Source organism: Pantoea sp. B_9, assembly GCF_008632015.1.
Classification (GTDB): Bacteria; Pseudomonadota; Gammaproteobacteria; order Enterobacterales; family Enterobacteriaceae; genus Pantoea; species Pantoea dispersa.
The window spans coordinates 202,882-220,770 of the sequence record NZ_VWVL01000008.1; the positions used below are offsets into that span (position 1 = coordinate 202,882).

Below are 17,889 nucleotides of genomic sequence, written 5' to 3' on the forward strand. Positions count from 1 at the left end.
GAATCAAATGGCTCGTACAACACCCATTGCGCGCTACCGTAACATCGGTATCAGCGCACACATTGACGCCGGTAAAACCACTACCACCGAGCGTATCCTGTTCTACACCGGTGTTAACCACAAAATCGGTGAAGTGCACGATGGCGCTGCAACCATGGACTGGATGGCGCAGGAGCAGGAGCGTGGTATTACCATCACCTCTGCAGCGACCACTGCGTTCTGGTCAGGTATGGCGAAGCAGTTTGAGCCGCACCGCATCAACATCATCGACACCCCGGGACACGTTGACTTCACCATCGAAGTAGAACGTTCTATGCGTGTGCTCGACGGCGCAGTAATGGTTTACTGTGCAGTAGGTGGCGTGCAGCCGCAGTCTGAAACCGTATGGCGTCAGGCAAACAAATATAAAGTTCCACGTATCGCGTTCGTTAACAAAATGGACCGTATGGGTGCGAACTTCCTGAAAGTTGTTGGTCAGATCGAATCACGTCTGGGCGCGACTCCGGTTCCACTGCAGCTGGCTATCGGCGCAGAAGAGAACTTCACCGGTGTTGTTGACCTGATCAAGATGAAAGAGATCAACTGGAACGACGCCGATCAGGGTACTACCTTCGTTTACGAAGATATCCGTGCTGAGTTGCAGGAACTGGCTGAAGAGTGGCGTGGCAAGCTGATTGAAGCAGCTGCTGAAGCTTCTGAAGAGCTGATGGAGAAATTCTTTAGCGGTGAAGAACTGTCTGAAGAAGAAATCAAATCTGCTCTGCGTAAGCGCGTACTGAACAACGAGATCATCCTCGTGACCTGTGGTTCTGCATTTAAGAACAAAGGTGTTCAGGCGATGCTGGATGCAGTGGTTGAATATCTGCCAGCACCAACTGACGTTCCGGCGATCAACGGTATCCTGGACGACGGTAAAGATACCCCGGCTGAGCGTCACGCAACTGACGACGAGCCGTTCTCTGCGCTGGCGTTCAAAATTGCCAACGACCCGTTCGTAGGTAACCTGACCTTCTTCCGCGTTTACTCGGGTGTGGTTAACTCGGGCGATACCGTACTGAACTCCGTGAAATCTGCACGTGAGCGTTTCGGTCGTATCGTTCAGATGCACGCCAACAAACGTGAAGAGATCAGCGAAGTTCGCGCAGGCGACATCGCTGCAGCAATCGGTCTGAAAGACGTGATCACCGGTGATACCCTGTGTGATCCATCTAACCCGATCATTCTGGAGCGTATGGAATTCCCTGAGCCGGTAATTTCTATCGCCGTTGAGCCGAAAACCAAAGCTGACCAGGAAAAAATGGGTCTGGCTCTGGGTCGTCTGGCGAAAGAAGACCCGTCATTCCGCGTATGGACTGACGAAGAGTCTAACCAGACCATCATCGCTGGTATGGGTGAGTTGCACCTCGACATCATCGTTGACCGCATGAAGCGTGAATTCAACGTTGAAGCGAACGTCGGTAAACCTCAGGTTGCTTACCGCGAAGCGATTCGCTCTAAAGTTACCGATATCGAAGGTAAACACGCCAAGCAGTCTGGTGGTCGTGGTCAGTACGGTCATGTTGTTATCGACATGTACCCACTGGAGCCGGGTTCGAATCCGAAAGGCTACGAATTTGTCAACGATATCAAAGGTGGTGTGATTCCTGGTGAATACATCCCTGCGGTTGATAAAGGTATCCAGGAGCAGCTGAAGTCTGGTCCACTGGCCGGTTACCCGGTAGTTGACCTGGGCGTGCGTCTGCACTTCGGTTCTTACCATGACGTTGACTCCTCTGAGCTGGCGTTTAAACTGGCCGCTTCTATCGCCTTCAAAGATGGCTTTAAGAAAGCACAGCCGGTTCTGCTTGAGCCAATCATGAAGGTTGAAGTAGAAACCCCAGAAGAGAACACCGGTGACGTTATCGGTGACCTGAGCCGCCGTCGTGGTATGCTGAAAGGTCAGGAATCTAACGCGACTGGCGTTCAGATTCACGCTGAAGTCCCGCTGTCTGAAATGTTCGGATACGCGACTCAGTTGCGTTCTCTGACCAAAGGCCGTGCTTCTTACTCCATGGAGTTCCTGAAGTACGATGATGCGCCGAACAACGTCGCTCAGGCCGTTATTGAAGCTCGTAGCAAATAAGGCTACGGTTTAAAAATTGTGAACTGATGCCTTCATCACTGATGAAGGCATAACGTAAGGATTATCGCCATGGCGAAAGAGCAATTTCAACGTAACAAACTGCACGTAAACGTGGGCACCATCGGTCACGTTGACCACGGTAAAACCACCCTGACTGCAGCCATCACCACCGTTCTGGCTAAAACCTACGGCGGCCAGGCTCGTGCATTCGATCAGATCGATAACGCGCCAGAAGAGAAGGCTCGTGGTATCACCATCAACACCTCTCACGTTGAATATGAAACCCCGTCCCGTCACTACGCACACGTTGACTGCCCAGGCCACGCCGACTATGTGAAAAACATGATCACCGGTGCTGCGCAGATGGACGGCGCGATCCTGGTTGTTGCTGCGACTGATGGCCCAATGCCTCAGACCCGTGAGCACATCCTGCTGGGCCGTCAGGTTGGCGTTCCTTACATCATCGTGTTCCTGAACAAGTGCGACATGGTTGATGACGAAGAGCTGCTGGAACTGGTTGAGATGGAAGTTCGCGATCTGCTGTCTCAGTACGACTTCCCAGGCGACGATACCCCAATCGTACGCGGTTCTGCGCTGAAAGCGCTGGAAGGCGACGCTGAGTGGGAAGCGAAAGTCGTTGAGCTGGCTGGTCACCTGGATACTTACATTCCAGATCCAGTACGTGCTATCGATCTGCCGTTCCTGCTGCCAATCGAAGACGTATTCTCAATCTCTGGCCGTGGTACCGTTGTTACCGGTCGTGTTGAGCGCGGCATCGTGAAAGTGGGCGACGAAGTAGAAATCGTTGGTATCAAAGCGACTGCCAAGTCTACCTGTACCGGTGTTGAAATGTTCCGCAAACTGCTGGACCAGGGTCAGGCAGGCGAGAACTGTGGTGTTCTGCTGCGCGGTATCAAGCGTGAAGAGATCCAGCGTGGTCAGGTTCTGGCTAAGCCAGGCACCATCAAGCCACACACCAAGTTCGTATCAGAAGTGTACGTACTGTCTAAAGACGAAGGCGGCCGTCATACTCCGTTCTTCAAAGGCTACCGTCCACAGTTCTACTTCCGTACTACTGATGTGACCGGCAACATCGAACTGCCAGAAGGCGTTGAGATGGTAATGCCAGGCGACAACATCAAAATGACCGTTGAGCTGATCCACCCAATCGCGATGGACCAGGGTCTGCGCTTCGCAATCCGCGAAGGCGGCCGTACCGTTGGCGCGGGCGTTGTTGCTGAAGTTCTCGCTTAATTGCGTTAATGATGGTGGCAGCTCCGGTTGCCACCGCAGCATGATAAAGAGCACTTCGGTGCTCTTTTTTTTGCTTTGCATTGACCGGCACGCCTAATCCCACACAAAAGCTACGTTGAAATAAAAACCATTCTCATTTACACTTTGATCAGAAATTGTACTGGAGTGGGCTGTAAATGTACGTCTGTCTGTGTAATGCCGTAAGCGACCGAACCCTGCGTGAAGTTGTCCGCCGTTATCAACCCAAATCGATTCAGCAACTGCGCCAGCTGGTGCCTGTCGGCAAGCAGTGCGGCAAGTGTATTCGCGTGGCGCGCGAGATTATGGATGATGAAATGCAAAACGTGCCGCTTTACAAAGAGATAGCGTAACTGCGCATCCGCTTCGCCTGAATAACCCCAAAAACTGTCGCGTTTTTTTGACTTCTTTTTATCCGCATCTACGCTCTATTTATCTGCAAGCGGAGGAAGCACAATGAAGGGCGACGGCAAAATCATTACTCACCTCAATAAATTGCTGGGAAATGAACTGGTTGCAATCAACCAGTACTTTCTACATGCGCGCATGTTCAAAAACTGGGGCTTAATCCGCCTCAACGATGTTGAATACCATGAATCCATTGATGAAATGAAACATGCGGACAAGTACATCGAACGCATTTTGTTTCTCGAAGGCATTCCTAATCTGCAGGATCTCGGCCGGCTGCGCATCGGTGAAGACGTGCCGGAAATGCTGCAGTCGGACCTGACGCTCGAACTGGAAGGGGCGAAAGACTTACGCGAAGCGATTGCGTACGCCGATAAAGTGCATGATTACGTCAGCCGCGACATGATGATCGAGATTCTGGCGGATGAAGAGCACCATATCGACTGGCTGGAAACTGAGCTCGACCTGATTCAGAAACTGGGTCTGCAAAACTATCTGCAGGCCCAGCTGAAAGAAGAGGGCGATAAGTAGCGTTTGCCGTGCCGTTCCACCTGTTGATTGCAGCCCGCCCCGTGCGGGCTTTTTTACCGGCGCGCGCTTTTGCGGTTAAAAACGCAGCATGGGTTGCTTCCTGAACAGATTTGCGTATAATGCGCGGGCCTGCCGATATTGGTGTGGCGCGATTCGAGCAGAATCGCAGGCGATAGCGATTAGTGTATCGCCTGACAATACTCCCGATTGGGGAGTTATATGCTGAACGATTACACTCCCCCATCAATCGTAATGGGTGCGGGTAGTAATTTTTTTCGTTTATAAAATGTTTGGAGCCTTGGTCTCATGTCGAACCAAAGAATCCGTATCCGTCTTAAAGCGTTTGATCATCGCCTGATCGATCAATCAACCGCGGAAATCGTCGAGACTGCCAAGCGCACTGGTGCGCAGGTACGTGGTCCGATCCCGCTGCCGACTCGCAAAGAGCGCTTCACCGTTCTGATCTCTCCGCACGTTAACAAAGATGCGCGTGATCAGTACGAAATCCGCACTCACAAGCGTCTGGTAGACATCGTTGAGCCAACTGAAAAAACCGTTGATGCTCTGATGCGTCTGGATCTGGCTGCCGGTGTTGACGTGCAGATCAGCCTGGGTTAATCAGGTCATCGAGCGATTGAGAGGTTGATACAATGATTGGTTTAGTCGGTAAAAAAGTGGGCATGACGCGCATCTTCACTGAAGAAGGCGTTTCAATCCCAGTAACCGTAATCGAAGTTGAAGCAAACCGCGTTACCCAGGTCAAAGGTCTGGAAAACGATGGTTACCAGGCGATCCAGGTTACCACCGGTGCGAAAAAAGCAAACCGTGTTGGTAAGCCGGAAGCAGGTCATTTTGCTAAAGCTGGCGTTGAAGCCGGCCGTGGTCTGTGGGAATTCCGCACCGAAGGTGAAGAATACTCTGTTGGCCAGAGCATCAGTGTTGAAATTTTCGCTGACGTTAAAAAAGTAGACGTTACCGGTACCTCTAAAGGTAAAGGTTTCGCAGGTACCGTTAAGCGCTGGAACTTCCGTACCCAGGACGCTACACACGGTAACTCCTTGTCTCACCGCGTTCCGGGTTCTATCGGTCAGAACCAGACTCCGGGCAAAGTGTTCAAAGGCAAGAAAATGGCTGGTCAGCTGGGTAATGAGCGCGTAACCGTTCAGAGCCTGGAAGTAGTACGTGTTGACGCTGAGCGCAACCTGCTGCTGGTCAAAGGTGCTGTCCCGGGTGCAACCGGCAGCGACCTGATTGTTAAACCAGCTGTGAAGGCGTAAGGGGATAGCAATGGAATTAGTACTGAAAGACGCGCAGAGCGCGCTGACTGTTTCCGAAACTACCTTCGGTCGTGATTTCAACGAAGCGCTGGTTCACCAGGTTGTTGTTGCTTACGCTGCAGGTGCTCGTCAGGGTACTCGCGCGCAGAAAACTCGTGCTGAAGTAACTGGTTCAGGCAAAAAGCCATGGCGTCAGAAAGGCACCGGCCGTGCGCGTTCAGGTTCTATCAAGAGCCCGATCTGGCGTTCAGGTGGCGTGACCTTCGCTGCGCGTCCACAGGACCACAGTCAAAAAGTTAACAAAAAGATGTACCGCGGCGCGCTGAAAAGCATCCTGTCCGAGCTGGTACGTCAGGACCGTCTGATCGTTGTCGAGTCGTTCTCTGTTGAAGCGCCTAAAACTAAGCTGCTGGTACAGAAACTGAAAGACATGGCGCTGGAAGACGTGCTGATCATCACCGGTGAACTGGATGAGAATCTGTTCCTGGCTGCGCGTAACCTGTACAAGGTTGACGTGCGTGATGCAGCGGGTATCGACCCAGTTAGCCTGATCGCCTTCGACAAAGTCGTTATGACTGCAGAAGCAGTTAAGCAAGTTGAGGAGATGCTGGCATGATCCGTGAAGAACGTCTGCTGAAAGTACTGCGCGCGCCGCACGTATCTGAAAAAGCATCAACCGCGATGGAAAAAACCAATACCATCGTTCTCAAAGTTGCCAAAGACGCGACCAAAGCAGAGATCGTTGCTGCTGTTGAGAAACTGTTCGAAGTAGAAGTGAAAGACGTAAACACCCTGGTTGTTAAGGGTAAAGTTAAGCGTCACGGACAGCGTATCGGTCGTCGTAGCGACTGGAAAAAAGCTTACGTCACCCTGAAAGAAGGCCAGAACCTGGACTTCGTCGGCGGCGCTGAGTAAGTCGGAGGAGAAAGACAATGGCAGTTGTTAAATGTAAACCGACATCTCCGGGTCGTCGTCACGTTGTTAAAGTGGTGAACCCTGAGCTGCACAAAGGCAAGCCTTTTGCCGCGCTGGTTGAAAAAAACAGCAAATCCGGTGGTCGTAACAACAATGGTCGTATCACTACCCGTCATATCGGTGGTGGTCACAAGCAGGCTTACCGTATTGTTGACTTCAAACGCAACAAAGATGGTATCCCGGCAGTTGTTGAGCGTCTTGAGTACGATCCGAACCGTTCTGCGAACATCGCACTGGTTCTGTACAAAGATGGCGAGCGCCGTTACATCCTGGCCCCTAAAGGCCTGAAAGCTGGCGACCAGATTCAGTCTGGCGTTGATGCTGCGATCAAAGCAGGTAACACCCTGCCGATGCGTAACATCCCGGTTGGTTCAACCGTGCATAACGTAGAAATGAAACCAGGTAAAGGCGGTCAGATTGCCCGTTCTGCTGGTGCTTACGTGCAGATCGTTGCGCGTGAAGGTTCCTACGTTACCCTGCGTCTGCGTTCAGGCGAAATGCGTAAAGTCGAAGCTGACTGCCGCGCAACCCTGGGCGAAGTCGGTAACGCTGAGCACATGCTGCGCGTTCTGGGTAAAGCCGGTGCAACCCGTTGGCGTGGTGTTCGTCCTACCGTTCGCGGTACTGCGATGAACCCAGTCGATCACCCGCACGGTGGTGGTGAAGGTCGTAACTTTGGTAAGCACCCGGTAACTCCGTGGGGCGTTCAGACCAAAGGTAAGAAGACCCGTAGCAACAAGCGTACTGATAAATTTATCGTACGTCGCCGTAGCAAATAATTTTAGAGGATAAGCCATGCCACGTTCTCTCAAGAAAGGTCCTTTTATTGACCTGCACTTGCTGAAGAAGGTAGAGAAAGCGGTGGAAAGCGGTGACAAGAAGCCCCTGCGCACTTGGTCCCGTCGTTCAACGATCTTCCCTAACATGATCGGTTTGACCATCGCTGTCCATAATGGTCGTCAGCACGTTCCTGTCTTTGTTTCCGACGAAATGGTCGGCCACAAGCTGGGTGAATTTGCACCGACACGTACTTATCGCGGCCACGCTGCTGATAAGAAAGCCAAGAAGAAATAAGTAGGAGGAAGAGATGGAAACTATTGCTCAACATCGCCATGCTCGTTCTTCTGCTCAGAAGGTTCGCCTTGTTGCTGACCTGATTCGCGGTAAGAAAGTGTCGCAGGCTCTGGATATTCTGACTTACACCAACAAGAAAGCGGCTGTACTGGTTAAGAAAGTCCTGGAATCTGCCATTGCTAACGCCGAACACAACGATGGCGCTGATATCGACGATCTGAAAGTTGCGAAAATTTTCGTAGATGAAGGCCCTAGCATGAAGCGTATTATGCCGCGTGCTAAAGGTCGTGCAGATCGCATCCTGAAGCGCACCAGCCACATTACTGTGGTTGTGTCCGATCGCTGAGACTCTGGAGACTAGCAATGGGTCAGAAAGTACATCCTAATGGTATTCGCCTGGGTATTGTAAAACCATGGAACTCTACCTGGTTTGCGAACACCAAAGAATTCGCTGACAACCTGGACAGCGACTTTAAAGTACGTCAGTTCCTGAACAAAGAACTGGCAAAAGCGTCTGTATCTCGCATCGTTATCGAGCGTCCGGCTAAGAGCATCCGTGTGACCATTCACACCGCTCGCCCGGGTATCGTTATCGGTAAAAAAGGTGAAGACGTTGAAAAACTGCGCACGGTCGTAGCGAACATCGCTGGCGTTCCTGCACAGATCAATATCGCCGAAGTCCGTAAACCGGAACTGGACGCAAAACTGGTTGCTGACAGCATCACTTCACAGCTGGAGCGTCGTGTGATGTTCCGTCGTGCGATGAAGCGTGCTGTACAGAACGCAATGCGTCTGGGCGCTAAAGGTATCAAAGTTGAAGTTAGCGGCCGTCTGGGCGGTGCTGAGATCGCACGTACCGAATGGTACCGTGAAGGTCGTGTACCGCTGCACACTCTGCGTGCTGACATTGACTACAACACCTCTGAAGCGCACACCACTTATGGTGTAATCGGCGTTAAGGTATGGATCTTCAAAGGTGAGATCCTGGGTGGTATGGCTGCTGTTGAACAACCGGAACCGGCTGCTCAACCTAAAAAGCAGCAGCGTAAAGGCCGTAAGTAAGGAGAGTCGCTGATGTTACAACCAAAGCGTACGAAATTCCGTAAAGTGCACAAAGGCCGTAACCGCGGTCTGGCGCAGGGTACGGATGTTAGCTTCGGTACTTTCGGTCTGAAAGCTGTTGGCCGTGGTCGTCTGACTGCTCGTCAGATCGAAGCAGCACGTCGTGCTATGACCCGTGCAGTTAAGCGTCAAGGTAAGATTTGGATCCGTGTATTCCCGGACAAACCAATCACCGAGAAGCCGCTGGAAGTGCGTATGGGTAAAGGTAAGGGTAACGTGGAGTATTGGGTTGCCCTGATCCAGCCTGGTAAAGTCCTGTATGAAATGGACGGTGTACCGGAAGAGCTGGCCCGTGAAGCATTCAAGCTGGCAGCAGCAAAACTGCCTATCAAAACCACCTTTGTAACTAAGACGGTGATGTAATGAAAGCAACTGAGCTGCGTGAAAAAAGCGTTGAAGAGCTGAACACTGAGCTGCTTAACCTCCTGCGCGAGCAGTTTAACCTGCGCATGCAGGCAGCATCTGGCCAGCTGCAGCAGACCCATCTGCTGAAGCAAGTTCGCCGTGATGTTGCACGCGTTAAGACTTTACTGACTGAGAAGGCGGCGTAATGACCGATAAAATCCGTACTCTGCAGGGTCGTGTTGTTAGTGACAAAATGCAGAAATCTGCTGTTGTTGCTATCGAGCGTTTCGTGAAGCACCCGATCTACGGTAAATTCATTAAGCGTACGACTAAGCTGCACATCCATGACGAGAACAACGAGTGTGGAATTGGTGACGTGGTTGAAATCCGCGAAACCCGTCCACTGTCCAAGACTAAGTCCTGGACTCTGGTTCGCGTTGTAGAGAAAGCGATTCTGTAATAGAATCCGCTTCCTCTAAAAACAAAATGAACGGCTCTATGGAGCCGTTCATTTTTTCTACCCATCTGCGAGAACCGGTGTTATAATGCCGCGCCCTCAATTATGGGGCTTTTTAACGACCTGAGGTTTGGGTCCCGAAGTAGTAGTTGACATTAGCGGAGCACTAAAATGATCCAAGAACAGACTATGCTGAACGTCGCCGACAACTCCGGTGCACGTCGCGTAATGTGTATCAAGGTTCTGGGTGGCTCGCACCGTCGCTACGCAGGCGTCGGCGATATCATCAAAGTGACCATCAAGGAAGCAATTCCGCGTGGCAAGGTGAAAAAAGGTGATGTCCTGAAAGCGGTAGTGGTGCGCACCAGGAAGGGTGTTCGTCGCCCGGACGGTTCTGTCATTCGCTTCGATGGTAATGCATGCGTTATTCTGAACAATAACAGCGAGCAGCCTATCGGAACGCGTATTTTTGGGCCGGTAACTCGTGAACTTCGTACTGAAAAGTTCATGAAAATTATCTCTCTGGCACCAGAAGTACTCTAAGGAGCGAACAATGGCAGCGAAAATCCGTCGTAACGACGAAGTTATCGTGCTTACCGGTAAAGACAAAGGTAAACGCGGTAAAGTAAAGAATGTCCTGACTTCTGGTAAGGTCATCGTTGAAGGTATCAACCTGGTTAAGAAACACCAGAAGCCGGTTCCGGCTCTGAACCAACCAGGCGGCATCGTTGAAAAAGAAGCTGCTATTCAGGTTTCTAACGTTGCAATCTTCAATGCGGCAACCGGCAAGGCTGACCGTGTAGGCTTTAGATTCGAAGACGGTAAAAAAGTCCGTTTCTTCAAGTCTAACAGCGAAACTATCAAGTAATTTGGAGTAGTACGATGGCGAAACTGCATGATTACTACAAAGACGAAGTAGTCCAGAAACTCATGACAGAGTTTGGCTACAATTCTGTCATGCAAGTCCCTCGGGTCGAGAAGATCACCCTGAACATGGGTGTTGGTGAAGCGATCGCTGACAAGAAACTGCTGGATAACGCAGCAGCTGACCTGGCAGCAATCTCCGGTCAAAAACCGCTGATCACCAAAGCACGCAAATCAGTTGCAGGCTTCAAAATCCGTCAGGGCTATCCGATCGGCTGTAAAGTAACTCTGCGTGGCGAGCGCATGTGGGAGTTCTTTGAGCGTCTGATCACTATTGCTGTACCGCGTATCCGTGACTTCCGTGGTCTGTCCGCGAAGTCTTTCGACGGTCGTGGTAACTACAGCATGGGCGTTCGTGAGCAGATCATCTTCCCAGAAATCGACTACGACAAAGTCGATCGCGTTCGTGGTTTGGATATCACCATTACCACTACTGCGAAATCTGATGATGAAGGCCGTGCTCTGCTGGCTGCCTTTGACTTCCCGTTCCGCAAGTAAGGTAGGGTTACTTAATGGCTAAGCAATCTATGAAAGCACGCGAAGTTAAGCGTGTGAAATTAGCAGACAAGTTCTTCGCAAAACGCGCTGAACTGAAAGCGATCATTTCTGATGTGAACGCATCCGACGAAGACCGTTGGAACGCCGTTCTCAAGCTGCAGAGTCTGCCGCGTGATTCCAGCCCTTCACGTCAGCGTAACCGCTGCCGTCAGACAGGTCGTCCGCACGGTTTCCTGCGGAAGTTTGGGTTGAGCCGTATCAAGGTCCGTGAAGCCGCAATGCGCGGTGAAATCCCGGGTCTGAAAAAGGCTAGCTGGTAATTGTCACCATTTGAATCACGGGAGTAACACAGATGAGCATGCAAGATCCGATCGCGGATATGCTGACCCGTATCCGTAACGGTCAGGCCGCGAACAAAGTTGCGGTCTCTATGCCTTCCTCCAAGCTGAAAGTGGCAATTGCCAACGTGCTGAAGGAAGAAGGCTATATTCAAGATTTTAAAATCGAAGGCGACATCAAGCCGGAACTGGAACTGACTCTTAAGTACTTCCAGGGTAAAGCTGTTGTAGAAAGCATTCAGCGTGTTAGCCGTCCAGGTCTGCGCATCTATAAGAAAAAAGATGAGCTGCCAAAAGTTATGGCCGGTCTGGGCATTGCTGTAATTTCTACCTCTAAAGGTGTCATGACTGATCGTGCAGCGCGCCAGGCTGGTCTTGGTGGCGAAATTATCTGCTACGTAGCGTAATCGGAGGATAAAATGTCTCGTGTTGCAAAAGCACCTGTCGTTGTTCCTGCCGGCGTAGAGGTAAAACTCAACGGTCAGGAAGTTTCGATCAAAGGCAAAAACGGCGAGCTGACTCGTACTATCAACAGTGCTGTAGAAGTTAAGCATGCAGACAACGCCCTGACTTTCGCTCCACGCGAAGGTTATGCGGATGGTTGGGCACAGGCAGGTACTGCCCGTGCGCTGCTGAACGGCATGGTTATCGGTGTTACCGAAGGCTTCACCAAGAAGCTGCAACTGGTTGGTGTTGGTTATCGTGCAGCTGTTAAAGGCAACTCTGTGAGTCTGGCCCTGGGCTTCTCTCACCCGGTTGACCATGCACTGCCGGCCGGCATCACTGCTGAATGTCCAACTCAGACTGAGATCGTGCTGAAAGGCGCTGATAAACAGCTGATTGGTCAGGTTGCAGCTGATCTGCGCGCCTACCGTCGTCCTGAGCCTTACAAAGGCAAGGGTGTTCGTTACGCCGACGAAGTCGTGCGTACCAAAGAGGCTAAGAAGAAGTAAGGTAACACTATGGATAAGAAATCTGCTCGTATCCGTCGTGCGACCCGTGCACGTCGCAAGCTCAAAGAGCTGGGTGCTACTCGCCTGGTGGTACATCGTACCCCGCGTCACATTTACGCACAGGTAATCGCCCCGAACGGTTCCGAAGTTCTGGTTGCTGCTTCTACTGTAGAAAAAGCTATCGCTGAACAACTGAAGTATACCGGTAACAAAGACGCCGCTGCAGCTGTAGGTAAAGCTCTGGCTGAGCGCGCTATCGAAAAAGGCATCAAAGATGTTTCTTTCGACCGTTCCGGTTTCCAATATCATGGTCGCGTCCAGGCACTTGCAGATGCTGCTCGTGAAGCTGGCCTTCAGTTCTAAGGTAGAGGTCTAAGATGGCACACATCGAGAAACAAGCTGGCGACCTGCAGGAAAAACTGATCGCGGTAAACCGTGTCTCTAAAACTGTGAAAGGTGGTCGTATTTTCTCCTTCACCGCTCTGACTGTAGTGGGTGATGGTAACGGCCGCGTTGGTTTTGGTTACGGTAAAGCGCGTGAAGTTCCAGCAGCGATCCAGAAAGCGATGGAAAAAGCTCGTCGCAATATGGTTAATGTCGCGCTGACTCACGGCACCCTGCAGCACCCGGTTAAAGGTGCGCACACGGGTTCTCGTGTGTTCATGCAGCCGGCTTCTGAAGGTACCGGTATCATCGCCGGCGGTGCAATGCGCGCCGTTCTGGAAGTCGCTGGAGTTCATAACGTTCTGGCTAAAGCCTATGGTTCCACCAACCCGATCAACGTGGTTCGTGCAACTATCGACGGCCTGGGCAATATGAAGTCTCCGGATATGGTTGCTGCCAAGCGTGGTAAATCCGTTGAAGAAATTCTGGGGTAATCACGATGGCTAAGACAATCAAAATTACACAAACCCGTAGCTCAATCGGCCGCCTGCCTAAGCACAAAGCCACTCTGGTTGGTCTGGGTCTGCGTCGTATTGGTCACACCGTTGAGCGTGAAGACACGCCAGCTGTACGCGGTATGATCAACGCGATTTCTTACATGCTGAAAGTGGAGGAGTAAGAGATGCGTTTAAACACTCTGTCTCCGGCCGAAGGGTCTAAACACGCTTCCAAGCGTCTGGGCCGTGGTATCGGTTCTGGCCTCGGTAAAACCGGCGGTCGTGGTCACAAAGGTCAGAAGTCTCGTTCTGGCGGTGGCGTACGTCGTGGTTTCGAGGGTGGTCAGATGCCTCTGTACCGTCGTCTGCCGAAGTTCGGCTTCACCTCGCGCAAATCATTCGTGACTGCAGAAGTGCGTCTGTCTGATCTGGCGAAAGTGGAAGGCGGTATCGTCGACCTGAACACGCTGAAAGCAGCTAACATCATCGGTGTACAGATTGAGTTCGCGAAAGTGATCCTGTCTGGTGAAGTATCTGCACCTGTTACGATTCGTGGTCTGCGTGTCACCAAAGGTGCTCGTGCTGCAATCGAAGCTGCTGGCGGTAAAATCGAGGAATAAGTAGCAGATGGCAAAGCAACCGGGATTAGATTTTCAAAGTGCCAAAGGTGGCTTTGGTGAACTGAAGCGCAGACTGTTGTTTGTAATCGGTGCACTGATTGTCTTCCGTATTGGCTCTTTTATTCCAATCCCCGGTATCGATGCCACTGTACTTGCCAAACTGCTTGAGCAACAGCGTGGCACCATCATTGAAATGTTTAACATGTTCTCTGGTGGTGCTCTCAGTCGTGCCTCAATCTTCGCGCTGGGTATTATGCCGTATATTTCGGCCTCTATTATTATCCAGCTGCTGACGGTGGTTCATCCCGCGTTGGCCGAGATTAAGAAAGAGGGTGAAGCTGGTCGTCGTAAGATCAGCCAGTACACTCGCTACGGCACACTGGTTCTGGCTATATTCCAGTCGATCGGTATTGCTACCGGTCTGCCGAATATGCCTGGAATGCAGGGCCTGGTATTAAATCCAGGCTTTGCTTTCTACTTTACCGCTGTTGTAAGTCTGGTTACCGGAACTATGTTCCTGATGTGGCTGGGCGAACAGATTACTGAACGAGGTATCGGTAACGGTATTTCGATCATTATCTTCGCGGGTATTGTTGCGGGTTTACCGCCGGCCATTGGCCATACCATCGAGCAAGCGCGGCAAGGCGACCTGCACTTCCTTCTGTTGCTGTTGGTTGCAGTTCTTGTATTTGCAGTGACGTTCTTTGTTATTTTCGTTGAGCGTGGCCAGCGCCGCATTGTGGTCAACTACGCTAAACGTCAGCAAGGTCGTCGTGTATATGCTGCACAGAGCACACATTTACCGTTGAAAGTGAACATGGCGGGCGTAATCCCAGCCATCTTTGCTTCCAGCATTATCCTGTTCCCGGCGACGATAGCATCCTGGTTCGGGGGCGGTACCGGTTGGAACTGGCTGACAACAATTTCGCTGTATTTGCAGCCAGGACAGCCGCTTTATGTGCTACTCTATGCGACTGCAATCATCTTCTTCTGTTTCTTCTACACGGCGTTGGTTTTCAACCCGCGTGAAACAGCAGATAACCTGAAGAAGTCTGGTGCATTCGTACCGGGAATTCGTCCGGGAGAGCAAACGGCGAAGTACATCGATAAAGTAATGACACGTCTGACCTTAATCGGCGCACTGTATATTACTTTTATCTGCCTGATCCCGGAGTTCATGCGTGATGCCATGAAGGTTCCCTTCTACTTTGGCGGCACCTCGCTGCTGATTGTAGTGGTTGTCATCATGGACTTTATGGCTCAAGTGCAAACTCTGATGATGTCCAGTCAGTACGAGTCTGCATTGAAGAAAGCTAACCTGAAAGGCTATGGCCGTTAATTCAGTAGCTTGAGAAGTTACGGAGAGTAAAAATGAAAGTTCGTGCTTCCGTCAAGAAATTATGTCGTAACTGCAAAATCATTCGTCGCGACGGTGTCGTACGTGTGATCTGCAGCTCCGAGCCTAAGCATAAACAGCGCCAGGGCTGATTAAGTCACATATTTTTCTTGCAAAGTCGGGTTGAGCTGGCTAGATTAGCCAGCCAATCTTTTGTATGTCGATGCGTTTCCATTTGAGTATCCTGAAAACGGGCTTTTCAGCATGGTACGCATTTATTTAATTATAGGAGTGCATAGTGGCCCGTATAGCAGGCATTAACATTCCTGATCAAAAACATACCGTTATCGCATTAACTTCGATCTTCGGTATCGGCAAAACCCGTTCTAAAGCCATCTGTGCTGAAACGGGCATCGCTGAAAATGTTAAGATCAGTGAGCTGTCTGAAGAACAAATTGATCAGCTGCGTGAAGCAGTTGGTAAATTCGTTGTTGAAGGTGATCTGCGCCGTGAAATCACCCTGAGCATCAAGCGTCTGATGGACCTTGGTTGCTACCGTGGTTTACGCCATCGTCGTGGTCTGCCGGTGCGCGGTCAGCGTACTAAGACCAACGCACGTACCCGTAAGGGTCCGCGTAAACCGATCAAGAAATAATCGGGGTGAGTAAATAATGGCAAAGGCACCAGTTCGTGCACGTAAGCGTGTAAGAAAACAAGTCTCAGATGGCGTGGCTCATGTCCATGCGTCTTTTAACAACACCATCGTTACTATTACTGATCGTCAGGGTAACGCACTGGGTTGGGCAACCGCCGGTGGTTCCGGTTTCCGCGGTTCACGTAAATCTACTCCGTTTGCTGCTCAGGTCGCTGCAGAGCGCTGTGCAGAAGCCGTGAAAGATTACGGTATTAAGAACCTGGAAGTTATGGTTAAGGGTCCGGGTCCAGGCCGCGAATCTACTATTCGTGCTCTGAACGCCGCTGGTTTCCGCATCACTAATATTACTGATGTGACTCCGATCCCTCACAACGGTTGTCGTCCGCCGAAAAAACGTCGCGTTTAACGTTCCGTTTTTTAGGTTAGTTGGAGAAAGAAAATGGCAAGATATTTGGGTCCTAAGCTCAAGCTGAGCCGTCGTGAGGGCACCGACTTATTCCTTAAGTCTGGCGTTCGCGCGATTGATTCCAAGTGCAAAATTGAACAAGCCCCTGGTCAGCATGGTGCGCGTAAACCGCGTCTGTCTGATTACGGCGGCCAGTTACGTGAAAAGCAAAAAGTTCGTCGTATCTACGGCGTGCTGGAGCGTCAGTTCCGTAACTACTATAAAGAAGCAGCGCGTCTGAAAGGCAACACCGGTGAAAACCTGTTAGCTCTGCTGGAAGGTCGTCTGGATAACGTAGTTTACCGTATGGGCTTTGGTGCCACTCGTGCAGAAGCACGTCAGCTGGTTAGCCACAAATCTGTAATGGTAAACGGTCGCGTTGTTAACATCGCTTCTTATCAGGTATCTCCGAATGATGTCGTAAGCATCCGTGAGAAAGCCAAAAAGCAATCTCGCGTGAAGGCCGCTCTGGAGCTGGCTGAGCAGCGTGAAAAGCCAACCTGGCTGGAAGTTGATGCGACTAAGATGGAAGGTGTGTTCAAGCGTATTCCTGAGCGTACCGATCTGTCTGCGGACATTAACGAACACCTGATCGTCGAGCTTTACTCTAAGTAAAGCTTAGTACCAAAGAGAGGACACAATGCAGGGTTCTGTGACAGAGTTTCTAAAACCGCGCCTGGTAGATATCGAGCAAGTGAGTTCGACGCACGCCAAGGTGACCCTTGAGCCGTTAGAGCGTGGCTTTGGCCATACTCTTGGTAACGCACTGCGCCGTATTCTGCTTTCTTCCATGCCGGGTTGCGCGGTGACCGAGGTTGAGATTGATGGCGTGCTGCACGAGTACTCCACCAAAGAGGGCGTACAGGAAGATATCCTGGAAATCCTGCTCAATCTGAAAGGGCTGGCGGTAAGAGTTCAGGGTAAAGATGAAGTCATCCTCACTCTGAATAAATCTGGCATTGGCCCTGTGACTGCAGCCGACATTACCCACGACGGTGATGTCGAAATCGTCAAGCCGCAGCATGTGATCTGCCATCTGACCGATGAAAACGCGTCTATTAGCATGCGTATCAAAGTTCAGCGTGGTCGTGGTTATGTGCCGGCTTCTGCCCGAATTCATTCGGAAGAAGATGAGCGCCCAATCGGCCGTCTGTTGGTTGACGCTTGCTACAGCCCTGTAGACCGTATCGCCTACAATGTTGAAGCAGCGCGTGTAGAACAGCGCACCGACCTGGACAAGCTGGTCATCGAAATGGAAACCAACGGCACAATCGATCCTGAAGAGGCGATTCGTCGTGCGGCTACCATCCTGGCAGAACAACTGGAAGCTTTCGTTGACTTACGTGATGTACGTCAGCCGGAAGTCAAAGAAGAGAAACCAGAATTCGATCCGATCCTGCTGCGCCCTGTTGACGATCTGGAATTGACTGTCCGCTCTGCTAACTGCCTCAAGGCAGAAGCTATCCACTACATCGGTGATCTGGTACAGCGTACCGAGGTTGAGCTGCTTAAAACGCCTAACCTGGGTAAAAAATCTCTTACCGAGATTAAAGACGTGCTCGCATCACGTGGTCTGTCTCTGGGCATGCGCCTGGAAAACTGGCCACCGGCAAGCATTGCTGATGAATAACCGGATCGCAGGTTAAGGTTTCACTG

General features: G+C 51.2%; 31 protein-coding genes. All 31 read left to right on the forward strand.

All coding sequences use genetic code 11. From position 1 onward, the window contains the following. Positions 1-7 precede the first annotated feature (7 nt). The 31 genes from fusA (at position 8) to rpoA (ending at position 17,863) form a co-directional block, all read left to right on the forward strand. Complete coding sequence (fusA, locus tag F3I21_RS20635; protein WP_021507461.1) at positions 8-2,122, forward strand: elongation factor G; 2,115 nt, start codon at positions 8-10, stop codon at positions 2,120-2,122. Positions 2,123-2,191: 69 nt separating this feature from the next. Then, positions 2,192-3,376, forward strand: coding sequence for an elongation factor Tu (tuf, locus tag F3I21_RS20640; RefSeq protein WP_136545556.1), 1,185 nt, complete (start codon positions 2,192-2,194; stop codon positions 3,374-3,376). 176 nt (positions 3,377-3,552) lie between these two features. Then, positions 3,553-3,747 carry a bacterioferritin-associated ferredoxin gene (bfd, locus tag F3I21_RS20645; protein WP_058776567.1) on the forward strand — a complete coding sequence of 65 codons (195 nt, stop codon included), beginning with the start codon at positions 3,553-3,555 and terminating at the stop codon, positions 3,745-3,747. A 103-nt stretch (positions 3,748-3,850) separates the two neighbouring features. Continuing rightward, positions 3,851-4,333: a bacterioferritin gene (gene bfr, locus F3I21_RS20650; protein ID WP_021508213.1), complete on the forward strand. Its 483-nt coding sequence runs from the start codon at positions 3,851-3,853 to the stop codon at positions 4,331-4,333. 306 nt (positions 4,334-4,639) lie between these two features. After that, on the forward strand, positions 4,640-4,951 hold the full coding sequence (gene rpsJ / locus F3I21_RS20655; RefSeq protein ID WP_006120582.1) for a 30S ribosomal protein S10: 312 nt from the start codon (positions 4,640-4,642) through the stop codon (positions 4,949-4,951). 32 nt (positions 4,952-4,983) lie between these two features. After that, the gene (gene rplC, locus F3I21_RS20660) at positions 4,984-5,610 is read left to right on the forward strand and encodes a 50S ribosomal protein L3 (protein WP_021508214.1); all 627 of its coding nucleotides are present in this window, start codon (positions 4,984-4,986) and stop codon (positions 5,608-5,610) included. Positions 5,611-5,620: 10 nt separating this feature from the next. Beyond that, entirely contained in the window at positions 5,621-6,226 is a 606-nt protein-coding gene (rplD, locus tag F3I21_RS20665; protein ID WP_021508215.1) for a 50S ribosomal protein L4, read from the forward strand. Then, positions 6,223-6,525: a 50S ribosomal protein L23 gene (gene rplW, locus F3I21_RS20670; protein WP_010618574.1), complete on the forward strand. Its 303-nt coding sequence runs from the start codon at positions 6,223-6,225 to the stop codon at positions 6,523-6,525. The genes rplD and rplW overlap by 4 nt, the downstream gene beginning before the upstream one ends. Positions 6,526-6,542: 17 nt before the next feature. Then, on the forward strand, positions 6,543-7,364 hold the full coding sequence (rplB, locus tag F3I21_RS20675; RefSeq protein ID WP_010618573.1) for a 50S ribosomal protein L2: 822 nt from the start codon (positions 6,543-6,545) through the stop codon (positions 7,362-7,364). 16 nt (positions 7,365-7,380) lie between these two features. Then, positions 7,381-7,659 carry a 30S ribosomal protein S19 gene (gene rpsS, locus F3I21_RS20680; protein WP_001138115.1) on the forward strand — a complete coding sequence of 93 codons (279 nt, stop codon included), beginning with the start codon at positions 7,381-7,383 and terminating at the stop codon, positions 7,657-7,659. Between the two features lie 13 nt (positions 7,660-7,672). Continuing rightward, positions 7,673-8,005, forward strand: coding sequence for a 50S ribosomal protein L22 (gene rplV / locus F3I21_RS20685; RefSeq protein ID WP_007891659.1), 333 nt, complete (start codon positions 7,673-7,675; stop codon positions 8,003-8,005). A gap of 17 nt (positions 8,006-8,022) precedes the next feature. Then, a complete protein-coding gene (gene rpsC, locus F3I21_RS20690) occupies positions 8,023-8,721 on the forward strand; it encodes a 30S ribosomal protein S3 (RefSeq protein ID WP_021508216.1) in 699 nt (232 codons plus the stop codon). 12 nt (positions 8,722-8,733) lie between these two features. After that, positions 8,734-9,144, forward strand: coding sequence for a 50S ribosomal protein L16 (gene rplP, locus F3I21_RS20695; RefSeq protein ID WP_002438716.1), 411 nt, complete (start codon positions 8,734-8,736; stop codon positions 9,142-9,144). Then, positions 9,144-9,332 (forward strand): 50S ribosomal protein L29, encoded by a 189-nt coding sequence (gene rpmC / locus F3I21_RS20700; protein WP_021508217.1) that lies wholly within the window; start codon positions 9,144-9,146, stop codon positions 9,330-9,332. Before rplP ends, rpmC begins: the two co-directional genes overlap by 1 nt. Further along, complete coding sequence (gene rpsQ / locus F3I21_RS20705; RefSeq protein ID WP_010618568.1) at positions 9,332-9,586, forward strand: 30S ribosomal protein S17; 255 nt, start codon at positions 9,332-9,334, stop codon at positions 9,584-9,586. Before rpmC ends, rpsQ begins: the two co-directional genes overlap by 1 nt. Before the next feature lie 168 nt (positions 9,587-9,754). Then, entirely contained in the window at positions 9,755-10,126 is a 372-nt protein-coding gene (gene rplN / locus F3I21_RS20710) for a 50S ribosomal protein L14 (RefSeq protein ID WP_006120590.1), read from the forward strand. Positions 10,127-10,136: 10 nt separating this feature from the next. Then, a complete protein-coding gene (rplX, locus tag F3I21_RS20715; protein ID WP_021508218.1) occupies positions 10,137-10,451 on the forward strand; it encodes a 50S ribosomal protein L24 in 315 nt (104 codons plus the stop codon). Between the two features lie 14 nt (positions 10,452-10,465). After that, a complete protein-coding gene (gene rplE, locus F3I21_RS20720; RefSeq protein WP_013510763.1) occupies positions 10,466-11,005 on the forward strand; it encodes a 50S ribosomal protein L5 in 540 nt (179 codons plus the stop codon). A 14-nt stretch (positions 11,006-11,019) separates the two neighbouring features. Further along, positions 11,020-11,325, forward strand: coding sequence for a 30S ribosomal protein S14 (rpsN, locus tag F3I21_RS20725; RefSeq protein WP_010618564.1), 306 nt, complete (start codon positions 11,020-11,022; stop codon positions 11,323-11,325). 32 nt (positions 11,326-11,357) lie between these two features. Further along, positions 11,358-11,750, forward strand: coding sequence for a 30S ribosomal protein S8 (rpsH, locus tag F3I21_RS20730; RefSeq protein ID WP_021508220.1), 393 nt, complete (start codon positions 11,358-11,360; stop codon positions 11,748-11,750). Positions 11,751-11,762: 12 nt separating this feature from the next. Beyond that, on the forward strand, positions 11,763-12,296 hold the full coding sequence (gene rplF / locus F3I21_RS20735; protein ID WP_007891676.1) for a 50S ribosomal protein L6: 534 nt from the start codon (positions 11,763-11,765) through the stop codon (positions 12,294-12,296). A gap of 9 nt (positions 12,297-12,305) precedes the next feature. Continuing rightward, entirely contained in the window at positions 12,306-12,659 is a 354-nt protein-coding gene (rplR, locus tag F3I21_RS20740) for a 50S ribosomal protein L18 (RefSeq protein WP_013510760.1), read from the forward strand. Between the two features lie 14 nt (positions 12,660-12,673). After that, the gene (gene rpsE / locus F3I21_RS20745) at positions 12,674-13,174 is read left to right on the forward strand and encodes a 30S ribosomal protein S5 (RefSeq protein WP_010618560.1); all 501 of its coding nucleotides are present in this window, start codon (positions 12,674-12,676) and stop codon (positions 13,172-13,174) included. A 5-nt stretch (positions 13,175-13,179) separates the two neighbouring features. Next, positions 13,180-13,359: a 50S ribosomal protein L30 gene (gene rpmD / locus F3I21_RS20750; RefSeq protein WP_013510758.1), complete on the forward strand. Its 180-nt coding sequence runs from the start codon at positions 13,180-13,182 to the stop codon at positions 13,357-13,359. 3 nt (positions 13,360-13,362) lie between these two features. Beyond that, positions 13,363-13,797, forward strand: coding sequence for a 50S ribosomal protein L15 (gene rplO / locus F3I21_RS20755; protein WP_021508221.1), 435 nt, complete (start codon positions 13,363-13,365; stop codon positions 13,795-13,797). Between the two features lie 7 nt (positions 13,798-13,804). After that, positions 13,805-15,136 carry a preprotein translocase subunit SecY gene (gene secY, locus F3I21_RS20760; protein WP_021508222.1) on the forward strand — a complete coding sequence of 444 codons (1,332 nt, stop codon included), beginning with the start codon at positions 13,805-13,807 and terminating at the stop codon, positions 15,134-15,136. A gap of 32 nt (positions 15,137-15,168) precedes the next feature. Further along, on the forward strand, positions 15,169-15,285 hold the full coding sequence (gene rpmJ, locus F3I21_RS20765; protein ID WP_071813610.1) for a 50S ribosomal protein L36: 117 nt from the start codon (positions 15,169-15,171) through the stop codon (positions 15,283-15,285). A gap of 146 nt (positions 15,286-15,431) precedes the next feature. Next, complete coding sequence (gene rpsM, locus F3I21_RS20770; protein WP_021508223.1) at positions 15,432-15,788, forward strand: 30S ribosomal protein S13; 357 nt, start codon at positions 15,432-15,434, stop codon at positions 15,786-15,788. 16 nt (positions 15,789-15,804) lie between these two features. Continuing rightward, positions 15,805-16,194, forward strand: coding sequence for a 30S ribosomal protein S11 (rpsK, locus tag F3I21_RS20775; protein ID WP_004160563.1), 390 nt, complete (start codon positions 15,805-15,807; stop codon positions 16,192-16,194). 33 nt (positions 16,195-16,227) lie between these two features. Further along, positions 16,228-16,848, forward strand: a complete 621-nt coding sequence (gene rpsD, locus F3I21_RS20780; protein ID WP_010618555.1) for a 30S ribosomal protein S4 — start codon at positions 16,228-16,230, stop codon at positions 16,846-16,848. Positions 16,849-16,873: 25 nt separating this feature from the next. After that, positions 16,874-17,863 carry a DNA-directed RNA polymerase subunit alpha gene (rpoA, locus tag F3I21_RS20785; RefSeq protein WP_007891688.1) on the forward strand — a complete coding sequence of 330 codons (990 nt, stop codon included), beginning with the start codon at positions 16,874-16,876 and terminating at the stop codon, positions 17,861-17,863. Positions 17,864-17,889 lie beyond the last annotated feature (26 nt).

What these genes read in the sequence shown, in the direction of transcription:
- fusA (WP_021507461.1), top strand. Translation starts at nt 8, where the DNA reads ATGGCTCGTACAACACCCATTGCGCGCTACCGTAACATCGGTATCAGC.
- tuf (WP_136545556.1), top strand. Translation starts at nt 2,192, where the DNA reads ATGGCGAAAGAGCAATTTCAACGTAACAAACTGCACGTAAACGTGGGC.
- bfd (WP_058776567.1), top strand. Translation starts at nt 3,553, where the DNA reads ATGTACGTCTGTCTGTGTAATGCCGTAAGCGACCGAACCCTGCGTGAA.
- bfr (WP_021508213.1), top strand. Translation starts at nt 3,851, where the DNA reads ATGAAGGGCGACGGCAAAATCATTACTCACCTCAATAAATTGCTGGGA.
- rpsJ (WP_006120582.1), top strand. Translation starts at nt 4,640, where the DNA reads ATGTCGAACCAAAGAATCCGTATCCGTCTTAAAGCGTTTGATCATCGC.
- rplC (WP_021508214.1), top strand. Translation starts at nt 4,984, where the DNA reads ATGATTGGTTTAGTCGGTAAAAAAGTGGGCATGACGCGCATCTTCACT.
- rplD (WP_021508215.1), top strand. Translation starts at nt 5,621, where the DNA reads ATGGAATTAGTACTGAAAGACGCGCAGAGCGCGCTGACTGTTTCCGAA.
- rplW (WP_010618574.1), top strand. Translation starts at nt 6,223, where the DNA reads ATGATCCGTGAAGAACGTCTGCTGAAAGTACTGCGCGCGCCGCACGTA.
- rplB (WP_010618573.1), top strand. Translation starts at nt 6,543, where the DNA reads ATGGCAGTTGTTAAATGTAAACCGACATCTCCGGGTCGTCGTCACGTT.
- rpsS (WP_001138115.1), top strand. Translation starts at nt 7,381, where the DNA reads ATGCCACGTTCTCTCAAGAAAGGTCCTTTTATTGACCTGCACTTGCTG.
- rplV (WP_007891659.1), top strand. Translation starts at nt 7,673, where the DNA reads ATGGAAACTATTGCTCAACATCGCCATGCTCGTTCTTCTGCTCAGAAG.
- rpsC (WP_021508216.1), top strand. Translation starts at nt 8,023, where the DNA reads ATGGGTCAGAAAGTACATCCTAATGGTATTCGCCTGGGTATTGTAAAA.
- rplP (WP_002438716.1), top strand. Translation starts at nt 8,734, where the DNA reads ATGTTACAACCAAAGCGTACGAAATTCCGTAAAGTGCACAAAGGCCGT.
- rpmC (WP_021508217.1), top strand. Translation starts at nt 9,144, where the DNA reads ATGAAAGCAACTGAGCTGCGTGAAAAAAGCGTTGAAGAGCTGAACACT.
- rpsQ (WP_010618568.1), top strand. Translation starts at nt 9,332, where the DNA reads ATGACCGATAAAATCCGTACTCTGCAGGGTCGTGTTGTTAGTGACAAA.
- rplN (WP_006120590.1), top strand. Translation starts at nt 9,755, where the DNA reads ATGATCCAAGAACAGACTATGCTGAACGTCGCCGACAACTCCGGTGCA.
- rplX (WP_021508218.1), top strand. Translation starts at nt 10,137, where the DNA reads ATGGCAGCGAAAATCCGTCGTAACGACGAAGTTATCGTGCTTACCGGT.
- rplE (WP_013510763.1), top strand. Translation starts at nt 10,466, where the DNA reads ATGGCGAAACTGCATGATTACTACAAAGACGAAGTAGTCCAGAAACTC.
- rpsN (WP_010618564.1), top strand. Translation starts at nt 11,020, where the DNA reads ATGGCTAAGCAATCTATGAAAGCACGCGAAGTTAAGCGTGTGAAATTA.
- rpsH (WP_021508220.1), top strand. Translation starts at nt 11,358, where the DNA reads ATGAGCATGCAAGATCCGATCGCGGATATGCTGACCCGTATCCGTAAC.
- rplF (WP_007891676.1), top strand. Translation starts at nt 11,763, where the DNA reads ATGTCTCGTGTTGCAAAAGCACCTGTCGTTGTTCCTGCCGGCGTAGAG.
- rplR (WP_013510760.1), top strand. Translation starts at nt 12,306, where the DNA reads ATGGATAAGAAATCTGCTCGTATCCGTCGTGCGACCCGTGCACGTCGC.
- rpsE (WP_010618560.1), top strand. Translation starts at nt 12,674, where the DNA reads ATGGCACACATCGAGAAACAAGCTGGCGACCTGCAGGAAAAACTGATC.
- rpmD (WP_013510758.1), top strand. Translation starts at nt 13,180, where the DNA reads ATGGCTAAGACAATCAAAATTACACAAACCCGTAGCTCAATCGGCCGC.
- rplO (WP_021508221.1), top strand. Translation starts at nt 13,363, where the DNA reads ATGCGTTTAAACACTCTGTCTCCGGCCGAAGGGTCTAAACACGCTTCC.
- secY (WP_021508222.1), top strand. Translation starts at nt 13,805, where the DNA reads ATGGCAAAGCAACCGGGATTAGATTTTCAAAGTGCCAAAGGTGGCTTT.
- rpmJ (WP_071813610.1), top strand. Translation starts at nt 15,169, where the DNA reads ATGAAAGTTCGTGCTTCCGTCAAGAAATTATGTCGTAACTGCAAAATC.
- rpsK (WP_004160563.1), top strand. Translation starts at nt 15,805, where the DNA reads ATGGCAAAGGCACCAGTTCGTGCACGTAAGCGTGTAAGAAAACAAGTC.
- rpsD (WP_010618555.1), top strand. Translation starts at nt 16,228, where the DNA reads ATGGCAAGATATTTGGGTCCTAAGCTCAAGCTGAGCCGTCGTGAGGGC.
- rpoA (WP_007891688.1), top strand. Translation starts at nt 16,874, where the DNA reads ATGCAGGGTTCTGTGACAGAGTTTCTAAAACCGCGCCTGGTAGATATC.